Below are 18,310 nucleotides of genomic sequence, written 5' to 3' on the forward strand. Positions count from 1 at the left end.
GAGCCAGGCGGCGCTACAGTCTTGAAGCAGCGGCAGGGAGGCGCTGCTTCGGAAAAATGGTCAGGCGACGAAGCCGAGGCGCGCCGCAGCCATCGCACCGGTCTGGCCGGGCATGGTGTTGGCGAGGCGCTGACGCTCGAGAGCGGTGGTCAGGTTCATTTCGCGGCGGGCGAAGAGGCGGGCAAAAAGCTTCATGATCATCTCCTATCGGTTGCTCAGACGGGTCGCCTTCGCTTGATGGAGTGGGGCAGCTCGTTTGCTGGTGGTCATATAGGCTTGTGCTGCGTGAAACTAAATCGCAAAAGCGAAGCGCTTGATATGAAATACGACACCAGATGCGACAAATTTGGGCAGTCTGCTCGAAATTTGTGATTGTTTACAAGGCATTAATTCGAAATCAGAGCCGCTATGCGGCTTGCTCATATGCGCCATGCGTTGGCGACATGGCTCTCAAACTCATTTGAATGCAAACAAAATGTGGAAGGCCTGGGTAAAATAGAGAAGGCCTGCCGGGCTGGGTCCGCGCGGCAGGCCTTCAGCATTTGGTACACACGGTTTACTTCGCTCCAGCCCAGGATCCAACGCCGTTGCGAATGCCGGTCTTGGTGTCGGAAGCCTCAGGCCAGCCGATATCCTTCTGCAGTTCGATCGGCAGGGAGCGGATGGCGCGTTCGGTCTGGTAGCGGGCGCGGGCCGCGCTGAATTCAGTCGCGATGCGACCGAGGGACGACAGGATAGACATTTCATTCTCCTTTGGTGGCGGGCCGGAGACATTCCGACCTTTGATGCGTGGGGCCTTACACGCGGCGTGTTTCAACCCCATTTCATGTCGATTGCAGGTCTGTGACGTGGTCGTTTCGTGGCTGCTTGTGGCAGCATCCTGCCTCGATGGAGTTGACTATCCTCCCAATTCGGTGTTCAATCAAACGAAATGGAATGATGCTTTGTATCAGAAAAATTGAAGGTCAGTTCCCATGAACGCCCCACTCAATCATCCACTGCCGCTGCTTGATCTCGACGTTTTGCGCACTTTCGTGGCGATTGCCGAGACCGGTAGCTTCACCACCGCCGCCAATGCCGTCTTCCGCACGCCGTCCGCGGTCTCCATGCAGATCAAGAAGCTGGAGGACATTCTTGGCCGCTCGGTGTTCGCGCGCGACGCCCGTTCGGTGTCGCTGACCACGGATGGCGAGATGCTGCTTGGCTATGCCCGGCGGCTGCTGTCGATCAACCGCGAGGTGGTGTCAAAGTTCATCATTCCCGAGATCGTCGGCGTGGTGCGGCTCGGTTCGCCGGATGACTATGGCGAGCGCGTGCTGCCGCACGTGCTGAAGCGTTTCGCGCAGTCGCATCCCTCGATCGCCGTCGACGTCACCATCGACCAGAGCAGCAATCTGCGCCGGCGCATGGACGACCGCGCGCTCGACATCACGCTTCTGACCAACTCCTACAAGACCAGCGCGCTCGGCGCCGAGGTGCTTTTGACCGAGCCGATCGTCTGGGCCGGCGCCAAGGGCGGCTGCGCGCATCTGCGCGAACCGCTGCCGGTTTCATTGTGGGAAGAGGGCTGCGCTTGGCGTGCCGGCGCGCTCGAAGCGCTGGGGCGCGAGGGCCGCAACTACCGCGTCGCTTACATGAGCGCGCACACGGCCGGCCAGCGCGCCGCGATCATGGCTGACCTGGCCGTCGCGCCGCTGCCGCGATCCTTCCTCGGCAACGACATGGTCGAGCTCTGCCCGAAGGACGGCATGCCCGATATCGGCACCTACAATCTGGCCATGGTGGTGGCGCCGGACGCCAGCGCGCCGGTGAAGGCGGTGGCCGACCATATCCGCGCGACCTTCGAAGTGTTCCGGGAAACCGGCAAGTTCTGATCCGTCAACAGGATCGGACCGAAAGCAGAGGCGCTACTCCGCCGCCTCGGCGGAGGGCGCTTCGAACCTTGCTTTCCTATCTGGCCTGACCGGCGAGCGCTTCTCGCTGAGAAACGCCGCGATGTGCTGGCGCGCGCGCCGCGATTCCGGCATGTCGATCAATGGCCAGGCGTGGAACATGCCTTCCTCGTGGATGACATCAATCTCGACACCGGCGTCCCGCGCCTTTTGCGCGAAGATCAGATTGTCGGGCGTCAAGAGATCGTGCGAGCCGGTCAAAAGCAGCGTTTTCGGCAGCACCGACAGGTCGCCATAGATCGGGCTGATGTGCCAGTCGCTGCGGTCGATGCCGGCGCTGTACATCCGGATCGCTTCGAGGCCGCCGGGAATACCGAGCCAGGGGTCGTTGCGCTCGGCCTCGAACAGCTCGGGGTTGGAAAGCGACATGTCGAGGCCGGGTGAGATCAGCACGTGGCGGGAGGGCAGGGGCAAGCCTTCTTCCGCGGCCATCATGGTCAGCACCACCGCCATGTTGCCACCGGCGGAATCACCCATGAAGATGATGTCTTGCGCCTCTGTCTCGTCGAGCATCTGGCGATAGACTTCGCCGACCATGCCGAACATGGCGTGGAAATCGTGTTCCGGGGCGATCGGATAGATCGGCACGGTGATGCCGTAGCCCAGCCGGTCGGCCATCTCGGCGATCAGATGCCAATGATAGGGCGTGATCTCAAAGACATAGGCGCCGCCATGCAGGTAGAGAATCCGCCTCTGCTCGCCGGCCCTCGGAGCGATCTCATAAACCGGAAAGCCGTCGACGGTGCGCGTCTGGATGTCGAAACGCTGCTGCAGTGAGACCGGGGGGTGATGGTCCTCGGTCTTGCGCGCGGCCGCGATCCAGCGCTGCAGGTTTTCCGGGCTGGAAAAGGCCTTTTTGCGGCTGTACCTGAGCACGAAGGACACGAAGTGGCTTTTCAGACTTGGCATGCGGATACACGAACTTCGGCAAGAGCCGACTAAGAGAAACCTCCACTATTTCCGAAGATCGTACCTTGGCCGAAAATGTCAAGATTTACGCAGTGGTCCACACGGCGGCGTGATGCACGCCGCCGCAGTCAGCGGCGCGGCAAAAGTGCCGCGCGCAGCCGGTTGCTGGTTGCCGCCGGGGATGTGCGAGACCCCCGGCGCCTGTCGAGCAATTTGCATTTGTCGGCGAAGGTCATCAGCGCGCCGTCCCCAGAAGCAGCGAAATGAGCGCGGCCTGCGGGTCGGCAGGCGGCGACGCCGGCCAGCCAATATCCTTCTGGACATGCGCCGGCAGGCTGTTCAGCGCGCGGATCGCCTTGTTCCTGGCATGGGTCTGCCTGATGGTCACACCGAAGCGACCGAGATTTCCAAACATCGACATTTTCATCTCCCTTGAAGAACAGCGGGAGCCGAGGATTATCTTCGGCCGCCGTTCGATGCCGGGTAAATGCGCCTGCCATGTATCGGGTGGATTTCGCGAAAACAGCGTTTTGGTTTCCGGATCGGTTCGATCCGGAAACATTTGCATGCAAATGAGTTTGGGATTTCGAGGCGACCTGTGAAGGTTGCTTCTATTCCCGGCTGCGCCTTGCCGCGTGGCCTTCGCGCGAGCGCCGGCGCGGGGCGGCGTCGCCGGCGACACCGTCCTCGCTGACCGTCTTGCGCGGCGGCAGTTTCACTGCTGCCGACAGTTTCGGGAACGGGTCGACCTTGTTGGGCAGCGCCATGGCGTAGACGAAATGCTCCTGAAATTTCGGTTCCAGCGCGGTTTCGATCTTCTCGATCTGGCTGACCGTCTCCTCGATCTCGCGGCGATAGCCGCGGTTGAGCAGCGCCATGCGGGCACCAGCACCCGCGGCGTTGCCGACGGCGGAAACCTTGTCGAGGTCGCAATCCGGGATCAGGCCCAGCACCATGGCGTATTTCGGATCAATGAAGGAGCCGAAGGCGCCGGCGAAGTGGATGCGGTCGACATGCTCGGTGTTCTGCTTTTCCATCAAAAGCTTGGTGCCGGCATAGAGTGCTGCCTTGGCGAGCTGGATGGCGCGCACGTCGGTCTGGGTGATGGTGATCTTCGGCTCGCCTTCCTTCAGCACATAGGAGAAGGTGCGGCCGTTGGCGGTGACCCGCGGCGAGCGCGCGGCCAGTGAGCCGTCGACGACGCCATCCTCCGAGATGATGCCGGCGAGATACATCTCGGCGACGATCTCGATGATGCCGGAGCCGCAGATGCCGGTGACGCCGGTCGCCTGCACGCTTTCCACGAAGCCGGGCTCGTCGGACCAAAGTTCCGAACCGATCACGCGATATTTGGGCTCCAGCGTGTCGGGGTCGATGCGCACGCGCTCGATGGCGCCGGGCGCGGCGCGCTGGCCGCCGGAGATTTCGGCGCCCTCGAAGGCCGGGCCGGTGGGCGAGGAGGCGGCGACGACACGCGTGCGATTGCCAAGCACGATCTCGGCATTGGTGCCGACGTCGACGATCAGCATCATCTCGTCCTGGCGATGCGGGCCTTCCGACAGCGTCACCGCCGCCGCGTCGGCGCCGACATGGCCGGCGATGCAAGGCAGCATGTAGAGGCGCGCGCCCTGGTTGAGCTTGAGGCCGATATCGGAGGCCTTGATGCGCACCGCGCCCGAGACGGCGAGCGCGAAGGGCGCGCCGCCGAGTTCGGTCGGATCGATGCCGAGGAACAGATGGTGCATGATCGGATTGCCGACGAAGACGGAATCCAGGATGTCGTTGCGCTGGACATTGCCTTCCGCGCAGACCTTGTCGACGAGGCTGGAAATCGCCTCGCGCACCGCGACCGTCATGCCTTCGCGGCCATCCGGGTTCATCATCACATAGGAGACGCGGCTCATCAGATCTTCGCCGAAGCGGATCTGCGGGTTCGAGGTGCCGGAGGAGGCGGCGACGCGGCCCGACAGCAGCGACACCAGATGCATGGCGATTGTGGTCGAGCCGATGTCGCAGGCCAGCCCATAGGCCTCGTTCTTGAGGCCCGGCCACAGTGCGATGACGCGCGCGATGTCGCTGTCGGCATCCTTGTGGATGGCGGCGGTGGCGGTCCAGTTGCCCTTGCGCAATATGCCCTGCACCTGCGGCAGCAGGTAGAAGTCGAATTCGAGGTTTTTGAAGCCCCAGTCTTTCATCAGCGCGATCTTCAGCCGGTCGAGATCGCCGAGCGGCTTGTGCATGTCGGGCTCTTCGATCTCGACATAGCACATGCGGATCGCCGTATCGCGGGCGATCACCCTGGTGTCGGCATCCTTGCGGATGGTCTGCGCATTGATGACCGTATCCTGCGGCACGTCGATGACGAGGTCGCCGAGGATCTGCGCCGAGCAGGAGAGGCGGCGCCGTTCAGGCAGGCCGCGCACGCGCTCGTAGCGCTCCTCCTTGGGGCCTTTGGGCGAAATGTGGTCGTTGGAAGAGACGATCTTGTGCTTGGCGAAATTGCCTTCCTGCACCTCGATCTGACAACGCCCGCAGGTGGCACGGCCGCCGCAGACGCTCTCGACATAGACGCCGAGCTGGCGCGCGGCATCGAGCACCGGTGTGCCGACAGGAAACCGCCCGCGCTTGCCCGACGGCATGAACAGCACGAGTGGATCGGTGATGTTGGCAGGTGAATTCACGATTGCGCGCTTATCCCCGACCCATCCGGGCTTCACGGCCGCCGCGGCGGCGACCGCCATTGCCGGCGCCTTCGCCAGGGGCGTTGACCGCCGTTGGCGCCGCGACCGCATGGCCGCCTTCGGCCGGCTTGTAGTCCTTGTAGGTCCTGATCCAGTTGGTGCAGTTCTCGTCGGTGCCGTTGAGCACGTTGGCGCCGCGCACGGCTTCCATTTCCTGCGGCCGCACCGGGTTCATGATCGCCGAGGTCATGCCGGCACCGATCACCATCGGGATGAAGGCGGCGTTGATGCCGTGGCGATGCGGCAGACCGAAGGAGATGTTCGACAGACCGCAAGTGGTGTTCACCTTGAGCTCCTCGCGCAGCCTACGCAGCAGCGCGAACACCTGGCGGCCGGCATCGCCGAGCGCGCCGATCGGCATGACCAGCGGGTCGACGACGACGTCATGTGCGGGAATGCCGAAATCGGCGCAGCGCTGGACGATCTTCTTGGCGACGGCGAAGCGCACGTCGGGATCCATCGAAATGCCGGTCTCGTCATTGGAGATGGCGACGACCGGCACGTTGTACTTCTTGATCAGCGGCAAGATCGCTTCGAGCTTCTCTTCCTCGCCGGTGACGGAGTTGACCAGCGGGCGGCCCTTGGCGACCTTGAGTGCTGCCTCGATCGCGGCGGTGACCGAGCTGTCGATCGACAGCGGCAGGTCGACGAGACCCTGGACGATCTCCAGCGTCTGCACCAGCAGCGCCGGCTCGGTCGCATTGGGGTCGACCGCGGTGACACCGGCATTGACGTCGAGCATGGTGGCGCCGCAGGCGGCCTGCTCCAGAGCGTCCTTGATGACGGTCTCGAAATTGCCGGCGACCATCTCGGCGGCGAGCTTCTTGCGGCCGGTCGGGTTGATGCGCTCGCCGATCACGCAGAAGGGCTGGTCGAAGCCGATAATGATCTCTCGTGTCGCCGAGGCGACGATGGTCCGGGTCATGAAGTCTCTCCGCCTTGATATAAAGTGCTTCTTTATATCGTCTCTGGTTTCGTTCCAGGGTCTGGTGATCGGCCGCGCTTAGTGCGCGGTCTTTACCATGTCCACCTGCGTTTCGGTAATCTCGTCGTGCAGTATGTGATCGAGCCGGTCGGCAACCATCTGATCGTCGCGACGGATCTCGCGCTTCCAGGGCTGGCGGCCCTTGAGCACGCCCGATTCATCGACGATCTCGGCGACATATTCCTCCTGGCGGTAGGCCATCACATGGATGCCCGAGATGCCGGGGATTTCCTTCACCTCGTTGATGATGTCGATGCAGAGCTGCTTGCCTTCCTTCTTCTGGTCCTGGGCGCCCTCCAGCCGCTTGATGATGGCATCCGGAATGTGGATGCCCGGCACGTTGGAGCGGATCCACTTGGCGGTCTTGGCCGAAGCGAGCGGCCCGACGCCGCACAGGACAAACACTTTTTCGGTGTGGCCGAGATCGCGCGCCTTCTGCATGAAGGTCCTGAACATCGGCACGTCGAAACAATACTGCGTCTGCACGAACTGCGCGCCGGCGGCGATCTTCTTGCCGAGGTGGATCGGGCGGAAATCGAAGGGCGGCGCGAACGGGTTGACGGCAGCACCCAGGAAGACCTGCGGCGGCGTCGTCAGCTTGCGACCGGACAAGAACTTGCCATTGTCGCGCATGATCCGGACGGTTTCGAGCAGCGACATGGAATCGAGGTCAAACACCGGCTTGGCGCCGGGCTGGTCGCCGGCCTGCACGCCGTCGCCGGTCAGGCACAGCATGTTGGCGACACCCATCGCTGCGCCGCCCAGCACGTCGCCCTGGATGGCGATGCGGTTCTTGTCGCGGCAGGCGATCTGCATGATCGGGGCATAGCCCATGCGGGTCAGCAGCGCACAGATGCCGACCGAGGACATGTGGCAGTTGGCGCCGGACGCGTCGACGGCGTTGATGGCGTCGACCCAGCCGTCGAAGATTTTCGCTCGGTTGTAGACGTCTTCCGGATCGGCGCTGTCGGGCGGGTTGAGCTCGGTCGTCACCGCGAACTCGCCACGCCGCAGCACGCGCTCCAGCCGGCCGCGGGACGAGTGACCGGGCAGGGGATCGAGCGGCAGGTGAATGCCGGCGGGGTTCTCGTCGCGCTGACGGGCGGTCATGCGGCGGCTCCGGTCTTCGGCGCGGCCGCGGCTTCACGGGCGGCGGCCGCCTGCGCGGTGACCCGCAGCCAGGCCGAGGTTTCGCGCAGCGACTGGTCGACCGGCTTCTGCACGGCCAGGATCTTGTCCGAGTTGACCATGTTCTGCGAGCCTTCCCAGGCCTTGACCCAGACGCAAGGCATGTCGGGCTCGACCTCGCAATTGCCGTTGGCGCGCACGCCGCCGCAGGGACCGTTGCGCAGCTGCTTGGGGCAGTTCATTGGGCATGACATGCCGGTCGAAGACAGGATGCACTGGCCGCACATGCGGCAATCGAACATGAAACCCTTGACGCGCTTTTCGACGAATTTGATCGGGGCCTCAACGCGACCGTAGCCGATGCCCCTCCACAGAGGGTGGAGGAGCAGAAACATGTCGGCGAAACGGGAATAGAACCATTCGAGCAGGCGCGAATGCCGGATCGACCACAATCTCACCGCGAAGGAGCGCTGCACGCGCCGCTGCGGCGACACGTCGGCCGGCTTGTAGTCGGATTTCGGCGCTGCCTTCTTGACCAGGGTGGCCTGGGTAACCGCCGGATTTGTCTCAGACATTTTCTTTGCCGCCTGCCTTGACCAGAGCGACCAGCCGCTCGCGGTCATATTTCGCGTCGAGGTCCTGAAAAGCCTTTTCAACCTCGGCTTCGAGGTCGTCGCCGACCGGAACCGGATCCGCCTTGCGCCATTCGGCCAGATAGTCGTCGGTGCCGCCGGCGCCAGTGCGCATGGCGCACATGTCAATGGCCTCGGTGAAGCGCAGCGGCAGTTCGCGCTTGGCGTTCTGCCGGCCCTTCTTGACGATGACCTGGGCAGGGATGTCGCGCCAGTAGACGACGATAAGATCGGCCATGAATTCTCGCTCCTCGAAGTATCGAGCATTGCCGCATGCGCAGTGGGGCCGCTTGTTATGGGACGACGCGCGCGCATTCAAAAGCGACGCATTTCAATGTCGTAAAATGAAAGGTGCGTTTATTCGTTCGCGACGCGCACATGAGGCAGGATCGGCGCACGGGAAAAGCCGTCTGGCTTTATGCGGTTGGGGGCTGACAAAGCCTACCAGATTCCGGTTCTGAGGCCGGTCCACACGTAGAACCAGATCGTCGGATGATACCATTGTTTCGAAGGCAGGCCGGGATCGATCGTCGTGAGTTTTCCAGCCAGCGCATCGCTGATGGCCTCGACGCATATGTCGCGCGAGAACGCCGCCTGGCGTAGCGCGTGACTTGAGATGGTGTCGCCTTTTTTCGGTCTGCCGCGCGCCTGCTTCAGCACGCCGCCAGTGTCGACGCCGGCGTCGACGAGGTGGACAGTCGTGCCGAAATTCTGCGCATCACCTGATACCAGAGCCCAATAGCCGCCATTCATGCCGCGATATTTCGGTGTGATGCCCGCATGATAGTTGAGCACCGGGCAGGGCATCTTGCTCAGCATCCCGGCCGAGATCAGCCGGCAACCATTGAGCAGCACGACGCCTGGCTGGATTTTTTGGATCGCCTGCAGGCACTCAGGCCCATTGGCCGAGGCCACCTGGATGATTTCCTGGTCTGGTCGCGGCTCAACGTCCAGTTTCTCCTCCGCGATCAATCGCGCGCTATGGCTAGCCAGGAGCCGCTTGCCCAGCCTGCTCAGCACCATGGTGCCAAGCTGGCCGATGGCCGAGACCCAGCCCTGGCGGCGAGCCCGACCGCGCAGCAATTGCTTTTTGGATTCAGGGGTTTCGAGGACGACGCTGACAGGACCAACGCGATCGGCGATTGCGTTGATCATGGCCCAGACATGCTGGCCGCCGCCGGTCACGACGACGATCGGCGCGCTGGTTCCAACCGGTGAAGACATAACCTGCTTCCCTGCCTTGCACGCGGCCGCCTGCCGCGCACTGCTGGCCGGAATTTGTGCCGGAATGGGGTTAAATCTTGATGACCACGCTCAGCGCTTGAACTCGATGATGTCGAGCTTCGATTCGTAATAGGGCGCGGGAAGTTCGATGCGCCATTCCCTGGCGCCGGTGCGGAAGGCGTAGCCGACCTGGTCGGTCTGCGGACCGCTGCCATAGGGCTTTGCCCGATCGTCGTTGACGGAGCCGGAACCGAGATAGATCGAGCGCTTCTCGCCATCGTCGAAGAAGCGGCCCTGGGTGCGTTGCGAGCCGCTGATCTTTTCCAGCCGCCAGCCGGAGCCATCGTCAGTCACCTTGCACTTGAACCAGCCATAGATGACAAGCGGGCTCAACCCGCCCGCCTTGATTGTGCGGCACTTCCAGTTGCCGGTCAGGTCCTTGTCGGAGAACGATACCAGCGGCTTCGCCAGCAAGGCATCGAGCTGTTTGACGTCGGCCGGGTTGCCGGCCTTCGCCTCGGCGAGCGCCGCCTTGCGCGTCTCGCCATATTTGTCGAGGCGGGCCTTGTCGGCAGGCGTGATCAGCTTCTGCACCTGGCCGTCGGCAAGGGCGGGCAGGGTGCACCAAAGCAGGCCGATGGCTGCAAGCAGTGGACGAAGGATCATCTGGAACTCCCTGGATAAAATGGCAGTGATAAAAATGGCAGTTAATGTCTGGAGCGGCGCCGTTGCCGGCCGATGCCTGATTTTATCGGGTCGCCCACGCCTGTCATCCGTGCTTAACAGCGTCACCGTCAAAAATCATGGTGACGCATGCGAATCTTGCTCACGGGATCGTCGGGTTGGCTGGGCAGCGCGCTGGCGCCGCGCCTGCGCGCGCTTGGCCATGAGGTGATCGGTCTTGACCCGGTTCCATCTGTTGAAACGCAGATGATCGGCTCGATCGCCGATCGCGATCTGGTCATGCGGGCGGTCGGGGATAGTCGTATCGAAGCCATCATCCACAGCGGCGCGCTGCACAAGCCCAATATAGAGAGCCGCGCCAACAGCGATTTCGTCGCCACCAATGTGCAAGGTACGCTGAATCTGCTCGACGCGGCGGTGGCGGCCGGCGTGCAGCGCTTCGTCTTCACCTCGACGACTTCGCTGATGATCTCGCAGGCGATACGCGACGGCTTCAAGGGCGGTGCGCGAAAGGCCGCCTGGCTGACGGAAGAGATGTCGCCCGAGCCGCGCAACATCTATGGCGTCACCAAGCTTTCAGCCGAACATCTCTGTCGTCTCTATAATCTTCAGCATGGCCTGCCGGTCGTGGTTTTGCGCACGGCGCGCTTCTTTCCCGAAGTCGATGACATGGCGCATGCGATCGAACAGTCCGATGCCAACACCAAGGCAAACGAATTGCTGTTCCGCCGGCTGACGGTGGAAGATGCGGCGGAAGCTCATGTCGCCGCGTTGGAGAAGGCGCCGCAGCTTGGCTTCGATACATTCATTATCTGTGCGCCGACACCATTCCGGTCCGACGACTGCGACATGCTGATCAGGGACGCGCCATCGGTCGTCGCGCGCTATTTTCCGGGCTTTCCGGCTCTTTACGCACGAATGGGTTGGACGATGTTTTCCTCCATCGACCGTGTCTATGACGCGTCGCGAGCGAAAGACCGGCTGGGTTTTGTCTGCAAGACGAGCTTTGCTGATGTGCTGGCGGCGCTACGGCCGGAGGAGGGGCTGCCTAGGGCAAATCGCGCTCAGGCGACCTTCGCCGCCTGCGCCATTCCGGCCGTCAGGTCGCCATAGCCGGTCGCCCGGCGCTCATAGGCGAGGCCGAGCAGGGCGGCAGCCTTTTCCGCGACCTTGTCGAGTTCCGGGTCGTTGGTCTGGGCGAGATAGACCAGCTTCTCGTAGTTGCCGAAATAGTCCTTGATCAGCTCGGGGTGCTTGTCGAGGCCGAGCGGCTTCATGAAGAAGGCGTCGAATTGGCGGCACAGGAAGTCCGTCATGTAGAAGGACATCATGTCGTCGTCGGCGACCTTCGCATAGGCCTCCATGCCTTGATAGAAGGCGAAGCAATGCGGGCCGGCCATGCGCTCGACGCCATGCTTCTCGATGACGCGGTCGAGCAGGCCGCCAGTGCCGCAATCGGCATAGCCGACGAAGATGTGCTCGTAACCTTGCGCCTTGGCCTTCTCGATCGCCTTGTCCATGGCGGGCGCGATGCGGTCGGGATAGAAATGAAACTCCGCCGGCAAACAGGTCAGTTCGAGGTGATCGAGCCCGAGCTGTTCCTTGACGGCCAATACCTCACGCGCAATCATCCCGCAGGCGATGACGAGCAGCCTGTCGTCTTGATTCGGTTTCGTTTTCTGTGTTTTGGCCATGGAACCAGTCAAGCCGGCCTTCGTTGCTATGGGGCTAATTTATCTGTTGAGGGAGACACCGTCCATGAAACTGCTACGCATCGCACCGATTGCCATTCTTGCCTGTGCCCTGGCCCTTACGGCTTGCGCGAACACCGTCCGCGGCGTCGGCAAGGACGTCAAATCGACGGCAAGGGCGGTCAAGGACACTGTCGCCAACTGATCGGCAGCCTCGTCCATCATCTGGGAACAAAAAAGCCGCGCTGCAAGGCGCGGCTTTTCTTGTCTTTCCATCCTGATGCCTTGGGTCAGGCGGAAGCGCGAACGTTATGCTTGCGCTTCATGAAGTCCTTGGCGGTCTCGACCGCCACCGCGGCATCGCGGCAATAGGCGTCGGCGCCGACGGCCTTGCCGAATTCCTCGTTGAGCGGCGCGCCGCCGACCAGCACGACATAATCGTCGCGGATGCCCTTTTCCTTCATCGTGTCGATGACGACCTTCATGTAGGGCATGGTGGTGGTCAAAAGCGCCGACATGCCGATGATGTCGGGCTGATGCTGCTCGATCGCATCGAGATATTTTTCGACCGCATTGTTGATGCCGAGATCGATGACGTCGAAACCGGCGCCTTCCATCATCATGCCGACCAGGTTCTTGCCGATGTCGTGGATGTCGCCCTTGACGGTACCGATCACCATCTTGCCCTGCTTCGGCGCGCCGGTGGCGGCGAGCAGCGGACGCAGGATAAACATGCCGGCCTTCATGGCGTTGGCGGACAGCAGCACTTCGGGAACGAACAGGATGCCGTCGCGAAAATCCTCGCCGACGATGCGCATGCCTTCGACCAGCGCCTCGGTCAGCACCTTGTAGGGCACCCAACCGCGCTCCAGCAGGATGCGCGTGCCTTCCTCGATCTCTTCCTTCAAGCCGTCATAGAGATCGTCGTGCATCTGCTGCACCAACTCGTCGTCGGAAAGTTCAGAAAGGATGATCTCGTCGTCGGACATTTTTATCCAGCTCCTCACGGCATCGCGACTGTGTCGCAAGGCACAAAATTTTGGCGTTCATACCTAACCCGCAATGGGCGGGTATCCATAGCTGATTTGCGACTTCCCGCAAAAGGAAAGCGACTGGAAAATCTATTGGTTTTCTTGTCGATTTTGCGACAGGCGTTGGCGCGGACGGGCCGTTTCGAATAGGGTGCATGGCTACGATCCGGCGAAAGCCGCGCCATGCGGCCGCAACGGTTACGGACCAGCCATCGTCAGGCCAGGCCATATTCAGGGAAGAGCGATCATGAGCGAACACGCGGCAGTCGACCAGGAAGCGTCAAACGCGCGACGTGGGCGCGGTGCGAGCGGCGGAGCGGCGGCCAGGCGCGCGGCGCGCTCCGGCGGCGGACCTGGCACGCAGCTCACCTATATCAAGCGCAAGATCAACGTCTATGAGGTGCTCGACGAGGAAGGCCTGGCGCTGATCGAGAAGAACACCGATACGGTGCTCGAGGAAATCGGCATCATCTTCCGCGATGACGCCGAAGCGCTGCAGCTGTGGAAAGAGGCCGGCGCCGACGTCAAGGGTGAGCGCGTGCATTTCCCGAAGGGGCTTTGCCGTTCGCTGCTGAAGACCGCACCGTCCGTCTATACCCAGCACGCCCGCAATTCGGAACGCTCGGTGCAGATCGGCGGCAATGCCACCGTCTTCGCGCCGGTCTATGGCCCGCCCTTCGTGCGCGATCTCGATGGCGTCAGGCGCTACGCGACCATCGAGGATTTCCGCAATTTCGTGAAGCTCGCCTATATGGCGCCGTCGATCCACCATTCGGGCGGCACGGTGTGCGAGCCGGTCGATGTGCCGGTCAACAAGCGCCATCTCGACATGGTCTATTCGCACATAAAATATTCGGACAAGCCGTTCATGGGCTCGGTGACGGCGCCGGAACGCGCCGAGGACACCGTCGCCATGGCCAAGCTCGTCTTCGGTGACGATTTCGTCGAGAACAACACGGTGCTGACCAGCCTGATCAACGCCAACTCGCCGATGGTGTTCGACGAGACCATGCTGGGCGCCCTGAAAGTCTATTCGCGCCACAACCAGGCCTGCATCGTCACGCCGTTCATCTTGGCCGGCGCGATGAGCCCGGTGACGGTGGCCGGCACGCTGACACAGGTACTGGCCGAAGTGCTGGCCGGCGCGTCGTTCACGCAGTTGATCCGGCCGGGCGCGCCCGTGTTGTTCGGCACCTTCGCTTCGTCGATCTCGATGCAGTCCGGCGCGCCGACCTTCGGCACGCCGGAGCCGTCGCTGGTGTCCTATGGCGCCGCGCAGCTCGCACGCCGTCTCGGCCTGCCGTTCCGTACCGGCGGTTCGCTGTGCGCATCCAAGGTTCCAGATGCGCAGGCGGCCTATGAAAGCGCCAACACGCTGAACTCGACCATCCTGGCCGGCACCAACTTTGTCCTTCACTCGGCCGGCTGGCTCGAGGGTGGCCTCGCCTCCTGCTACGAAAAATTCATGATGGACATCGACCAGCTCGGCATGACGCAGAAGTTTTCCGAAGGCGTCGACCTGTCGGAGAATGGCCAGGCGATGGACGCCATCCGCCAGGTCGGCCCGGGCAGCCACTATCTCGGCTGCGACCACACCCAGGCGAATTTCCAGACGGCGTTCTACCGCTCCAACATCGCCGACAACAATTCCTACGAGCAGTGGCTGGCCGAGGGCGAGAAGACCGCGCCGCAGCGCGCCAACGAACTCGCCCGCCGCTGGCTGGAAAGCTATGAGGCGCCGCATCTCGACCCGAGCATCGACGAAGCGCTGAAGGAGTTCATCGCCAAGAAGAAGGGGTCGATGCCCGACGCCTTCACCTGAAAGGAGCCCGAGTCAGGCGGGGCTAAAGTCGCCAACATCATCCACAAGGAAGTCTGGCGGAGCGCCTTCTCCGATCCGGACAAGAAGGGGTGATTGCGCGCGGAGGCCGACATGGCTCGAAGGAGTGCTTTCAAGGGTGTTGCGAACGATGTGGTCAGCTCCCTTGTAAGCCGCAACAACGACGTTGATGGGTATTGGGGCATTGGGATGCTCCATTCGTTGGCACGAGAGAATTCGACATCCAAAATTCGGATCGAGTTGTCAGAAGGGTCGTGTGCGGCACTACCAGCCTTCGCTTCGTTGATAAGGCGACATCGTTCGATGATCGAAGGGCAAGCAGCAGCCAAGGACTTGAGGTTCCAAGCGTCTTCGATTGAAGTCGAGTTCGATTTACCAAGAGATGGCTTCGGTATCGATTTCTGCAGGCGTGACGAGAACCCCTTTAGATGCTCACTGACGATTGTTGATGATCGGGGAAAGGCATGGAGCCGTACTATTTCGGGCTGCTCTCACCCTCACGACCCAACACGAGAGTCGCGGAGTTCCAGAGTTTCATAGGGCGACAATGTCCGATGTAATGTCCCTTGGGCTACAATCACACGGTTCCCGGCATCATTTTGACGGTGTCGCTGAAGCTCTTGCCGCCCATGGTCTCATTCTTCGCGGTGGCTTCAGTTTTATATCAGATGATACGCCACCGCCCGGCGCCTCGGGCGCGCCGGCAAGGTCCGTGCTGCTGGTCGGGCAAGCGGGGGCGGCACCCTGGCCGCATTTCCTGCGTTGGCGGGAGCAGCAGCCACAGACAATCGCCAATCCACTCGACAGCTGGTCGCGGCAGGTTATCGGTGCTGTGGCGGAAGCGTTTGGCGCGCGCGCCGTCTCTCCCTCCGACAGGCCTTATCTGCCATTCCAGCAATGGGCGATGCGTGCGGAGGGGCTGAAACTGTCGCCGCTTGGTATTCTCATGCACCCGCACTACGGGCTTTGGCATGCCTATCGTGGCGCGCTGCTGTTCGAGGACGAGATCGCGCTTCCGCAGCAGGGCGAGACGATCCATCTCTGCGACGCCTGTGTCGCAAAACCCTGCCTGAAATCCTGCCCGGTCGATGCATACTCCAGGGAAGGGTTCGCCTATCAGGCCTGCCTTGCGCATGTTCGGGGAGCGAATGGCGGACCATGCCGGAGCGGCGGTTGCCTCGACCGTAATGCCTGTCCCTATGGCACGGAATATCGCTATCCGCCTGATGTCCAGGCCTTCCACATGGCGAGCTTCGCATTGGCCGCCGGCTGATCCAGCCTTCCACGTCGAGCCTCAGGAGCCTGCGAGCGCGTCACGCCATCCTGCACGAAATGTTGACGGGTACTTTCAAGGAATGCCTTGCCGTGGCAGCTCGCGCGGATATGTATCCCGCATCTGAAAAACGGAGCAGGCAATGACCAAGCAGGACCTTCGGATCAAGACCCATCACGGCGTGGCGAAGGCGGGCCTGTTCCGCTCGGCCAAGGCCTCCCCGGCCAAGGCCGGTGTCATTGTCTACCAGGACGCCTTTGGTCCGCGCCCGGCGCTCGACGGCATGGCCGAGCGGCTGGCGGGCGAAGGTTATGCGGTGCTGGTGCCGGACCTGTTCTATCGCAACGTGCCTTATGGTCCGTTCGATGCCAAGACAGCCTTTACCGAGGAAAAGACCAAGGCAGCGCTGATGGCGCTGGTCACCGGCACGACGCAGGAAATGACCATCGGCGACAGCGCGGCCTTTCTCGATGCGCTCTCGGCCGAGGACGTCACCGGGCCGATCGGCACCGTCGGTTATTGCATGGGCGGTGCGCGGGCGCTAAACGCCGCCGCGACCTATCCCGACCGGATCAAGGCCGCCGCCAGTTTCCATGGCGGCAATCTCGCCAGCGATGTCGCCGACAGCCCGCACCGCAAGGCGGCGTCCATCAAGGCGCGGGTCTATGTCGGCATGGCCGGCGTCGACCGGAGTTTTCCGCCGGAACAATCGACGCGGCTGGAGGAGGCTTTGCGCAATGCCGAGGTCGACCACGCGATCGAGAACTATGTCGGCATGGCGCATGGCTGGTGCGTGCCGGACCACAGCGTCTACAACGAAGCCGGTGCCGAGCGGCATTGGCAAAGGCTGATCACGCTGTTTGCCGAAACCCTGATCTAAGCCGTCGTGCGGATTGCCTAGGCCAAGCTGATCGCATGAAGCCCGACGAAAATGACCACGCCTGCGCCGATCAAAAGCAGCGGATTCACCTTGGTCAGAAGAAGCGTTGCCGTCGATGCCAATGCGACGGCGCGCGCGAACCAGCCGCCATCGATGGCCTGTAGCAACACATAGGTCGAGGCGAGGATCATCCCGGCGGCGACCGGCCGGAGCCCCGTCTCCAGCGCGCGTTTCCAGCGCGCGCCGCCATTGCGGGACCACATATGGGCGACCGCATAGATCAGAAAGGTGGTCGGGCCGAAAATTGCCAACGTTGCAACGACGGCGCCCCAAAAACCCGCGACTTGCCAGCCAATCAGCGTTACCAGCAGAGATCCCGGTCCCGGGGCCATCCGCGAGATGGCGAAGGCATCGACGAATTGCGCCTGGCTCAGCCACTGGACGTCGACGACCTGCCGGTTGATATCGGCAATGGCGCTTTGTCCGCCGCCGATGGTAACGAGGGAGAGCGGAGCAAATACCGCCAGCAAGCTCAGCAACAACGATGTGTGTGGGATCTCGCTCATCAGCTTGCCCTGGCGTAGGCGTAGGCCACGCTCACCAATCCGGCCGCGAGAACGACCCAGAAAAGCGGCCAGTGCAGGAGCGCGACGGCAATGAATGTGCCGGCCATGATCGCAATGGGAACAGCCTTTCGAGGCACTGCGCGCGCGGCCGTGATGCCCATCGAAAGCGACAGGCCAACGGCCGCCGCGGCGGCTCCGGTCAGCGCCACATGCGTCAGCGCGTAGCGCGACAGCGATGAGAATATTGTTCCCAACAGGACGATGATGATGGCGGGCGGAACGATGATGCCGACAAAACCAACAATGGCGCCACGCCAGCCAAGAAGCCTGTAGCCGATCCAGACGGCCATGTTCTTGACGTTCACACCCGGAAGGGCCTGGGAAATCGACAGGCCGTTGAGAAATTCTTCCTGCGTCATCCACTTGCGGTTCTGAACAAATTCCCTGAGCAGCCAGCCGCTCACGCCACCCCCGAAACTCGTTAGTGCGATGCGTGTGAAGACCCAGAACAGCTGCGAGCAGCTGGGGGCGGGTGGTGTTTCCGGTTTCGACATGTTCGACGTTTCTGGCCGCAGCCATCTCTGTGTTGGACTGTGGCAAGAGACGCAGAGACCCGAGTCGACATGGAATTGCCAGCACCATGCTTGATGCCAGCGGGTCACTCTTTCTTGCGCCTGATGTGAAGCAGTCCTGGCAGGCGATTTAAACGTCAAAGCGCTGGGCTGAAAAAAATCTTTGCATCACCCCAAGGATTAGCCATTAGCCTTCGTCCAA

21 protein-coding genes are annotated in these 18,310 nt (G+C 62.2%); 6 read left to right on the forward strand and 15 right to left on the reverse strand.

All coding sequences use genetic code 11. The annotated features are described in order from the left end of the window. Positions 1-60: 60 nt before the first annotated feature. Together CKW40_RS45340 and CKW40_RS10035 are read right to left on the reverse strand one after the other, a co-directional pair. On the reverse strand, positions 61-195 hold the full coding sequence (locus CKW40_RS45340; RefSeq protein ID WP_013894968.1) for a hypothetical protein: 135 nt from the start codon (positions 193-195) through the stop codon (positions 61-63). Between the two features lie 361 nt (positions 196-556). After that, complete coding sequence (locus CKW40_RS10035; RefSeq protein WP_095199791.1) at positions 557-742, reverse strand: hypothetical protein; 186 nt, start codon at positions 740-742, stop codon at positions 557-559. A 232-nt stretch (positions 743-974) separates the two neighbouring features. Between CKW40_RS10035 and CKW40_RS10040 the strand changes: the two genes are divergently transcribed. Next, the gene (locus tag CKW40_RS10040; RefSeq protein WP_010910020.1) at positions 975-1,874 is read left to right on the forward strand and encodes a LysR substrate-binding domain-containing protein; all 900 of its coding nucleotides are present in this window, start codon (positions 975-977) and stop codon (positions 1,872-1,874) included. Positions 1,875-1,907: 33 nt separating this feature from the next. On the opposite strand, the gene CKW40_RS10045 is transcribed toward CKW40_RS10040, so the two are convergent. The 9 genes from CKW40_RS10045 to CKW40_RS10085 all read right to left on the reverse strand — a co-directional run bounded on the left by CKW40_RS10045 (position 1,908) and on the right by CKW40_RS10085 (position 10,237). Further along, positions 1,908-2,861, reverse strand: a complete 954-nt coding sequence (locus tag CKW40_RS10045; protein ID WP_095199792.1) for an alpha/beta hydrolase — start codon at positions 2,859-2,861, stop codon at positions 1,908-1,910. 235 nt (positions 2,862-3,096) lie between these two features. Continuing rightward, positions 3,097-3,282, reverse strand: coding sequence for a hypothetical protein (locus CKW40_RS44575; RefSeq protein WP_244571149.1), 186 nt, complete (start codon positions 3,280-3,282; stop codon positions 3,097-3,099). 190 nt (positions 3,283-3,472) lie between these two features. Continuing rightward, positions 3,473-5,602 (reverse strand): ASKHA domain-containing protein, encoded by a 2,130-nt coding sequence (locus CKW40_RS10055; RefSeq protein ID WP_095199793.1) that lies wholly within the window; start codon positions 5,600-5,602, stop codon positions 3,473-3,475. Next, complete coding sequence (locus CKW40_RS10060; RefSeq protein WP_095199794.1) at positions 5,553-6,527, reverse strand: methyltetrahydrofolate cobalamin methyltransferase; 975 nt, start codon at positions 6,525-6,527, stop codon at positions 5,553-5,555. The genes CKW40_RS10055 and CKW40_RS10060 overlap by 50 nt, the downstream gene beginning before the upstream one ends. 78 nt (positions 6,528-6,605) lie before the next feature. Continuing rightward, positions 6,606-7,697, reverse strand: a complete 1,092-nt coding sequence (locus CKW40_RS10065; protein WP_095199795.1) for a methylenetetrahydrofolate reductase — start codon at positions 7,695-7,697, stop codon at positions 6,606-6,608. Next, complete coding sequence (locus tag CKW40_RS10070) at positions 7,694-8,290, reverse strand: methylenetetrahydrofolate reductase C-terminal domain-containing protein (protein WP_095199796.1); 597 nt, start codon at positions 8,288-8,290, stop codon at positions 7,694-7,696. Before CKW40_RS10070 ends, CKW40_RS10065 begins: the two co-directional genes overlap by 4 nt. Further along, a complete protein-coding gene (locus tag CKW40_RS10075) occupies positions 8,283-8,585 on the reverse strand; it encodes a virulence factor (RefSeq protein WP_095199797.1) in 303 nt (100 codons plus the stop codon). The genes CKW40_RS10070 and CKW40_RS10075 overlap by 8 nt, the downstream gene beginning before the upstream one ends. A gap of 203 nt (positions 8,586-8,788) precedes the next feature. After that, positions 8,789-9,571, reverse strand: coding sequence for a formyl transferase (locus tag CKW40_RS10080; RefSeq protein ID WP_095199798.1), 783 nt, complete (start codon positions 9,569-9,571; stop codon positions 8,789-8,791). Positions 9,572-9,661: 90 nt separating this feature from the next. Next, positions 9,662-10,237 (reverse strand): DUF4893 domain-containing protein, encoded by a 576-nt coding sequence (locus CKW40_RS10085; RefSeq protein ID WP_095199799.1) that lies wholly within the window; start codon positions 10,235-10,237, stop codon positions 9,662-9,664. A gap of 147 nt (positions 10,238-10,384) precedes the next feature. On the opposite strand from CKW40_RS10085, the gene CKW40_RS10090 reads away from it, so the two are divergent. Further along, positions 10,385-11,368, forward strand: coding sequence for an NAD-dependent epimerase/dehydratase family protein (locus tag CKW40_RS10090; RefSeq protein ID WP_244571150.1), 984 nt, complete (start codon positions 10,385-10,387; stop codon positions 11,366-11,368). On the opposite strand, the gene CKW40_RS10095 is transcribed toward CKW40_RS10090, so the two are convergent. Beyond that, complete coding sequence (locus CKW40_RS10095; RefSeq protein ID WP_095199800.1) at positions 11,320-11,949, reverse strand: DUF1638 domain-containing protein; 630 nt, start codon at positions 11,947-11,949, stop codon at positions 11,320-11,322. The genes CKW40_RS10090 and CKW40_RS10095 overlap by 49 nt on opposite strands. A 64-nt stretch (positions 11,950-12,013) precedes the next feature. On the opposite strand from CKW40_RS10095, the gene CKW40_RS10100 reads away from it, so the two are divergent. Beyond that, complete coding sequence (locus tag CKW40_RS10100) at positions 12,014-12,151, forward strand: entericidin A/B family lipoprotein (protein WP_095200255.1); 138 nt, start codon at positions 12,014-12,016, stop codon at positions 12,149-12,151. An 85-nt stretch (positions 12,152-12,236) separates the two neighbouring features. Here the strand turns inward: CKW40_RS10100 and CKW40_RS10105 are convergent, their stop codons facing one another. Then, entirely contained in the window at positions 12,237-12,935 is a 699-nt protein-coding gene (locus CKW40_RS10105) for a corrinoid protein (protein WP_027046950.1), read from the reverse strand. A gap of 289 nt (positions 12,936-13,224) precedes the next feature. Here CKW40_RS10105 and CKW40_RS10110 point away from each other — a divergent pair, with 289 nt between their 5' ends. The 3 genes from CKW40_RS10110 (at position 13,225) to CKW40_RS10120 (ending at position 16,970) form a co-directional block, all read left to right on the forward strand. Further along, complete coding sequence (locus CKW40_RS10110) at positions 13,225-14,799, forward strand: trimethylamine methyltransferase family protein (protein ID WP_095199801.1); 1,575 nt, start codon at positions 13,225-13,227, stop codon at positions 14,797-14,799. A gap of 577 nt (positions 14,800-15,376) precedes the next feature. Beyond that, on the forward strand, positions 15,377-16,090 hold the full coding sequence (locus CKW40_RS10115) for a hypothetical protein (protein WP_095199802.1): 714 nt from the start codon (positions 15,377-15,379) through the stop codon (positions 16,088-16,090). A gap of 142 nt (positions 16,091-16,232) precedes the next feature. Beyond that, positions 16,233-16,970 (forward strand): dienelactone hydrolase family protein, encoded by a 738-nt coding sequence (locus CKW40_RS10120; RefSeq protein ID WP_095199803.1) that lies wholly within the window; start codon positions 16,233-16,235, stop codon positions 16,968-16,970. 17 nt (positions 16,971-16,987) lie between these two features. Here the strand turns inward: CKW40_RS10120 and CKW40_RS10125 are convergent, their stop codons facing one another. Beyond that, complete coding sequence (locus tag CKW40_RS10125) at positions 16,988-17,536, reverse strand: chromate transporter (protein ID WP_095199804.1); 549 nt, start codon at positions 17,534-17,536, stop codon at positions 16,988-16,990. Then, positions 17,536-18,198, reverse strand: a complete 663-nt coding sequence (locus CKW40_RS10130) for a chromate transporter (RefSeq protein WP_198421143.1) — start codon at positions 18,196-18,198, stop codon at positions 17,536-17,538. The genes CKW40_RS10125 and CKW40_RS10130 overlap by 1 nt, the downstream gene beginning before the upstream one ends. Between the last annotated feature and the right edge of the window lie 112 nt (positions 18,199-18,310).

Source organism: Mesorhizobium carmichaelinearum, from assembly GCF_900199455.1.
GTDB classification, from domain to species: domain Bacteria; phylum Pseudomonadota; class Alphaproteobacteria; order Rhizobiales; family Rhizobiaceae; genus Mesorhizobium; species Mesorhizobium carmichaelinearum.

Bases quoted from the DNA above. Each gene is read 5' to 3' on its own strand.
- CKW40_RS45340 (WP_013894968.1), bottom strand. From the start codon at position 195: ATGAAGCTTTTTGCCCGCCTCTTCGCCCGCCGCGAAATGAACCTGACC.
- CKW40_RS10035 (WP_095199791.1), bottom strand. From the start codon at position 742: ATGTCTATCCTGTCGTCCCTCGGTCGCATCGCGACTGAATTCAGCGCG.
- CKW40_RS10040 (WP_010910020.1), top strand. From the start codon at position 975: ATGAACGCCCCACTCAATCATCCACTGCCGCTGCTTGATCTCGACGTT.
- CKW40_RS10045 (WP_095199792.1), bottom strand. From the start codon at position 2,861: ATGCCAAGTCTGAAAAGCCACTTCGTGTCCTTCGTGCTCAGGTACAGC.
- CKW40_RS44575 (WP_244571149.1), bottom strand. From the start codon at position 3,282: ATGTCGATGTTTGGAAATCTCGGTCGCTTCGGTGTGACCATCAGGCAG.
- CKW40_RS10055 (WP_095199793.1), bottom strand. From the start codon at position 5,602: ATGGCGGTCGCCGCCGCGGCGGCCGTGAAGCCCGGATGGGTCGGGGAT.
- CKW40_RS10060 (WP_095199794.1), bottom strand. From the start codon at position 6,527: ATGACCCGGACCATCGTCGCCTCGGCGACACGAGAGATCATTATCGGC.
- CKW40_RS10065 (WP_095199795.1), bottom strand. From the start codon at position 7,697: ATGACCGCCCGTCAGCGCGACGAGAACCCCGCCGGCATTCACCTGCCG.
- CKW40_RS10070 (WP_095199796.1), bottom strand. From the start codon at position 8,290: ATGTCTGAGACAAATCCGGCGGTTACCCAGGCCACCCTGGTCAAGAAG.
- CKW40_RS10075 (WP_095199797.1), bottom strand. From the start codon at position 8,585: ATGGCCGATCTTATCGTCGTCTACTGGCGCGACATCCCTGCCCAGGTC.
- CKW40_RS10080 (WP_095199798.1), bottom strand. From the start codon at position 9,571: ATGTCTTCACCGGTTGGAACCAGCGCGCCGATCGTCGTCGTGACCGGC.
- CKW40_RS10085 (WP_095199799.1), bottom strand. From the start codon at position 10,237: ATGATCCTTCGTCCACTGCTTGCAGCCATCGGCCTGCTTTGGTGCACC.
- CKW40_RS10090 (WP_244571150.1), top strand. From the start codon at position 10,385: ATGCGAATCTTGCTCACGGGATCGTCGGGTTGGCTGGGCAGCGCGCTG.
- CKW40_RS10095 (WP_095199800.1), bottom strand. From the start codon at position 11,949: ATGGCCAAAACACAGAAAACGAAACCGAATCAAGACGACAGGCTGCTC.
- CKW40_RS10100 (WP_095200255.1), top strand. From the start codon at position 12,014: ATGAAACTGCTACGCATCGCACCGATTGCCATTCTTGCCTGTGCCCTG.
- CKW40_RS10105 (WP_027046950.1), bottom strand. From the start codon at position 12,935: ATGTCCGACGACGAGATCATCCTTTCTGAACTTTCCGACGACGAGTTG.
- CKW40_RS10110 (WP_095199801.1), top strand. From the start codon at position 13,225: ATGAGCGAACACGCGGCAGTCGACCAGGAAGCGTCAAACGCGCGACGT.
- CKW40_RS10115 (WP_095199802.1), top strand. From the start codon at position 15,377: ATGTCCCTTGGGCTACAATCACACGGTTCCCGGCATCATTTTGACGGT.
- CKW40_RS10120 (WP_095199803.1), top strand. From the start codon at position 16,233: ATGACCAAGCAGGACCTTCGGATCAAGACCCATCACGGCGTGGCGAAG.
- CKW40_RS10125 (WP_095199804.1), bottom strand. From the start codon at position 17,536: ATGAGCGAGATCCCACACACATCGTTGTTGCTGAGCTTGCTGGCGGTA.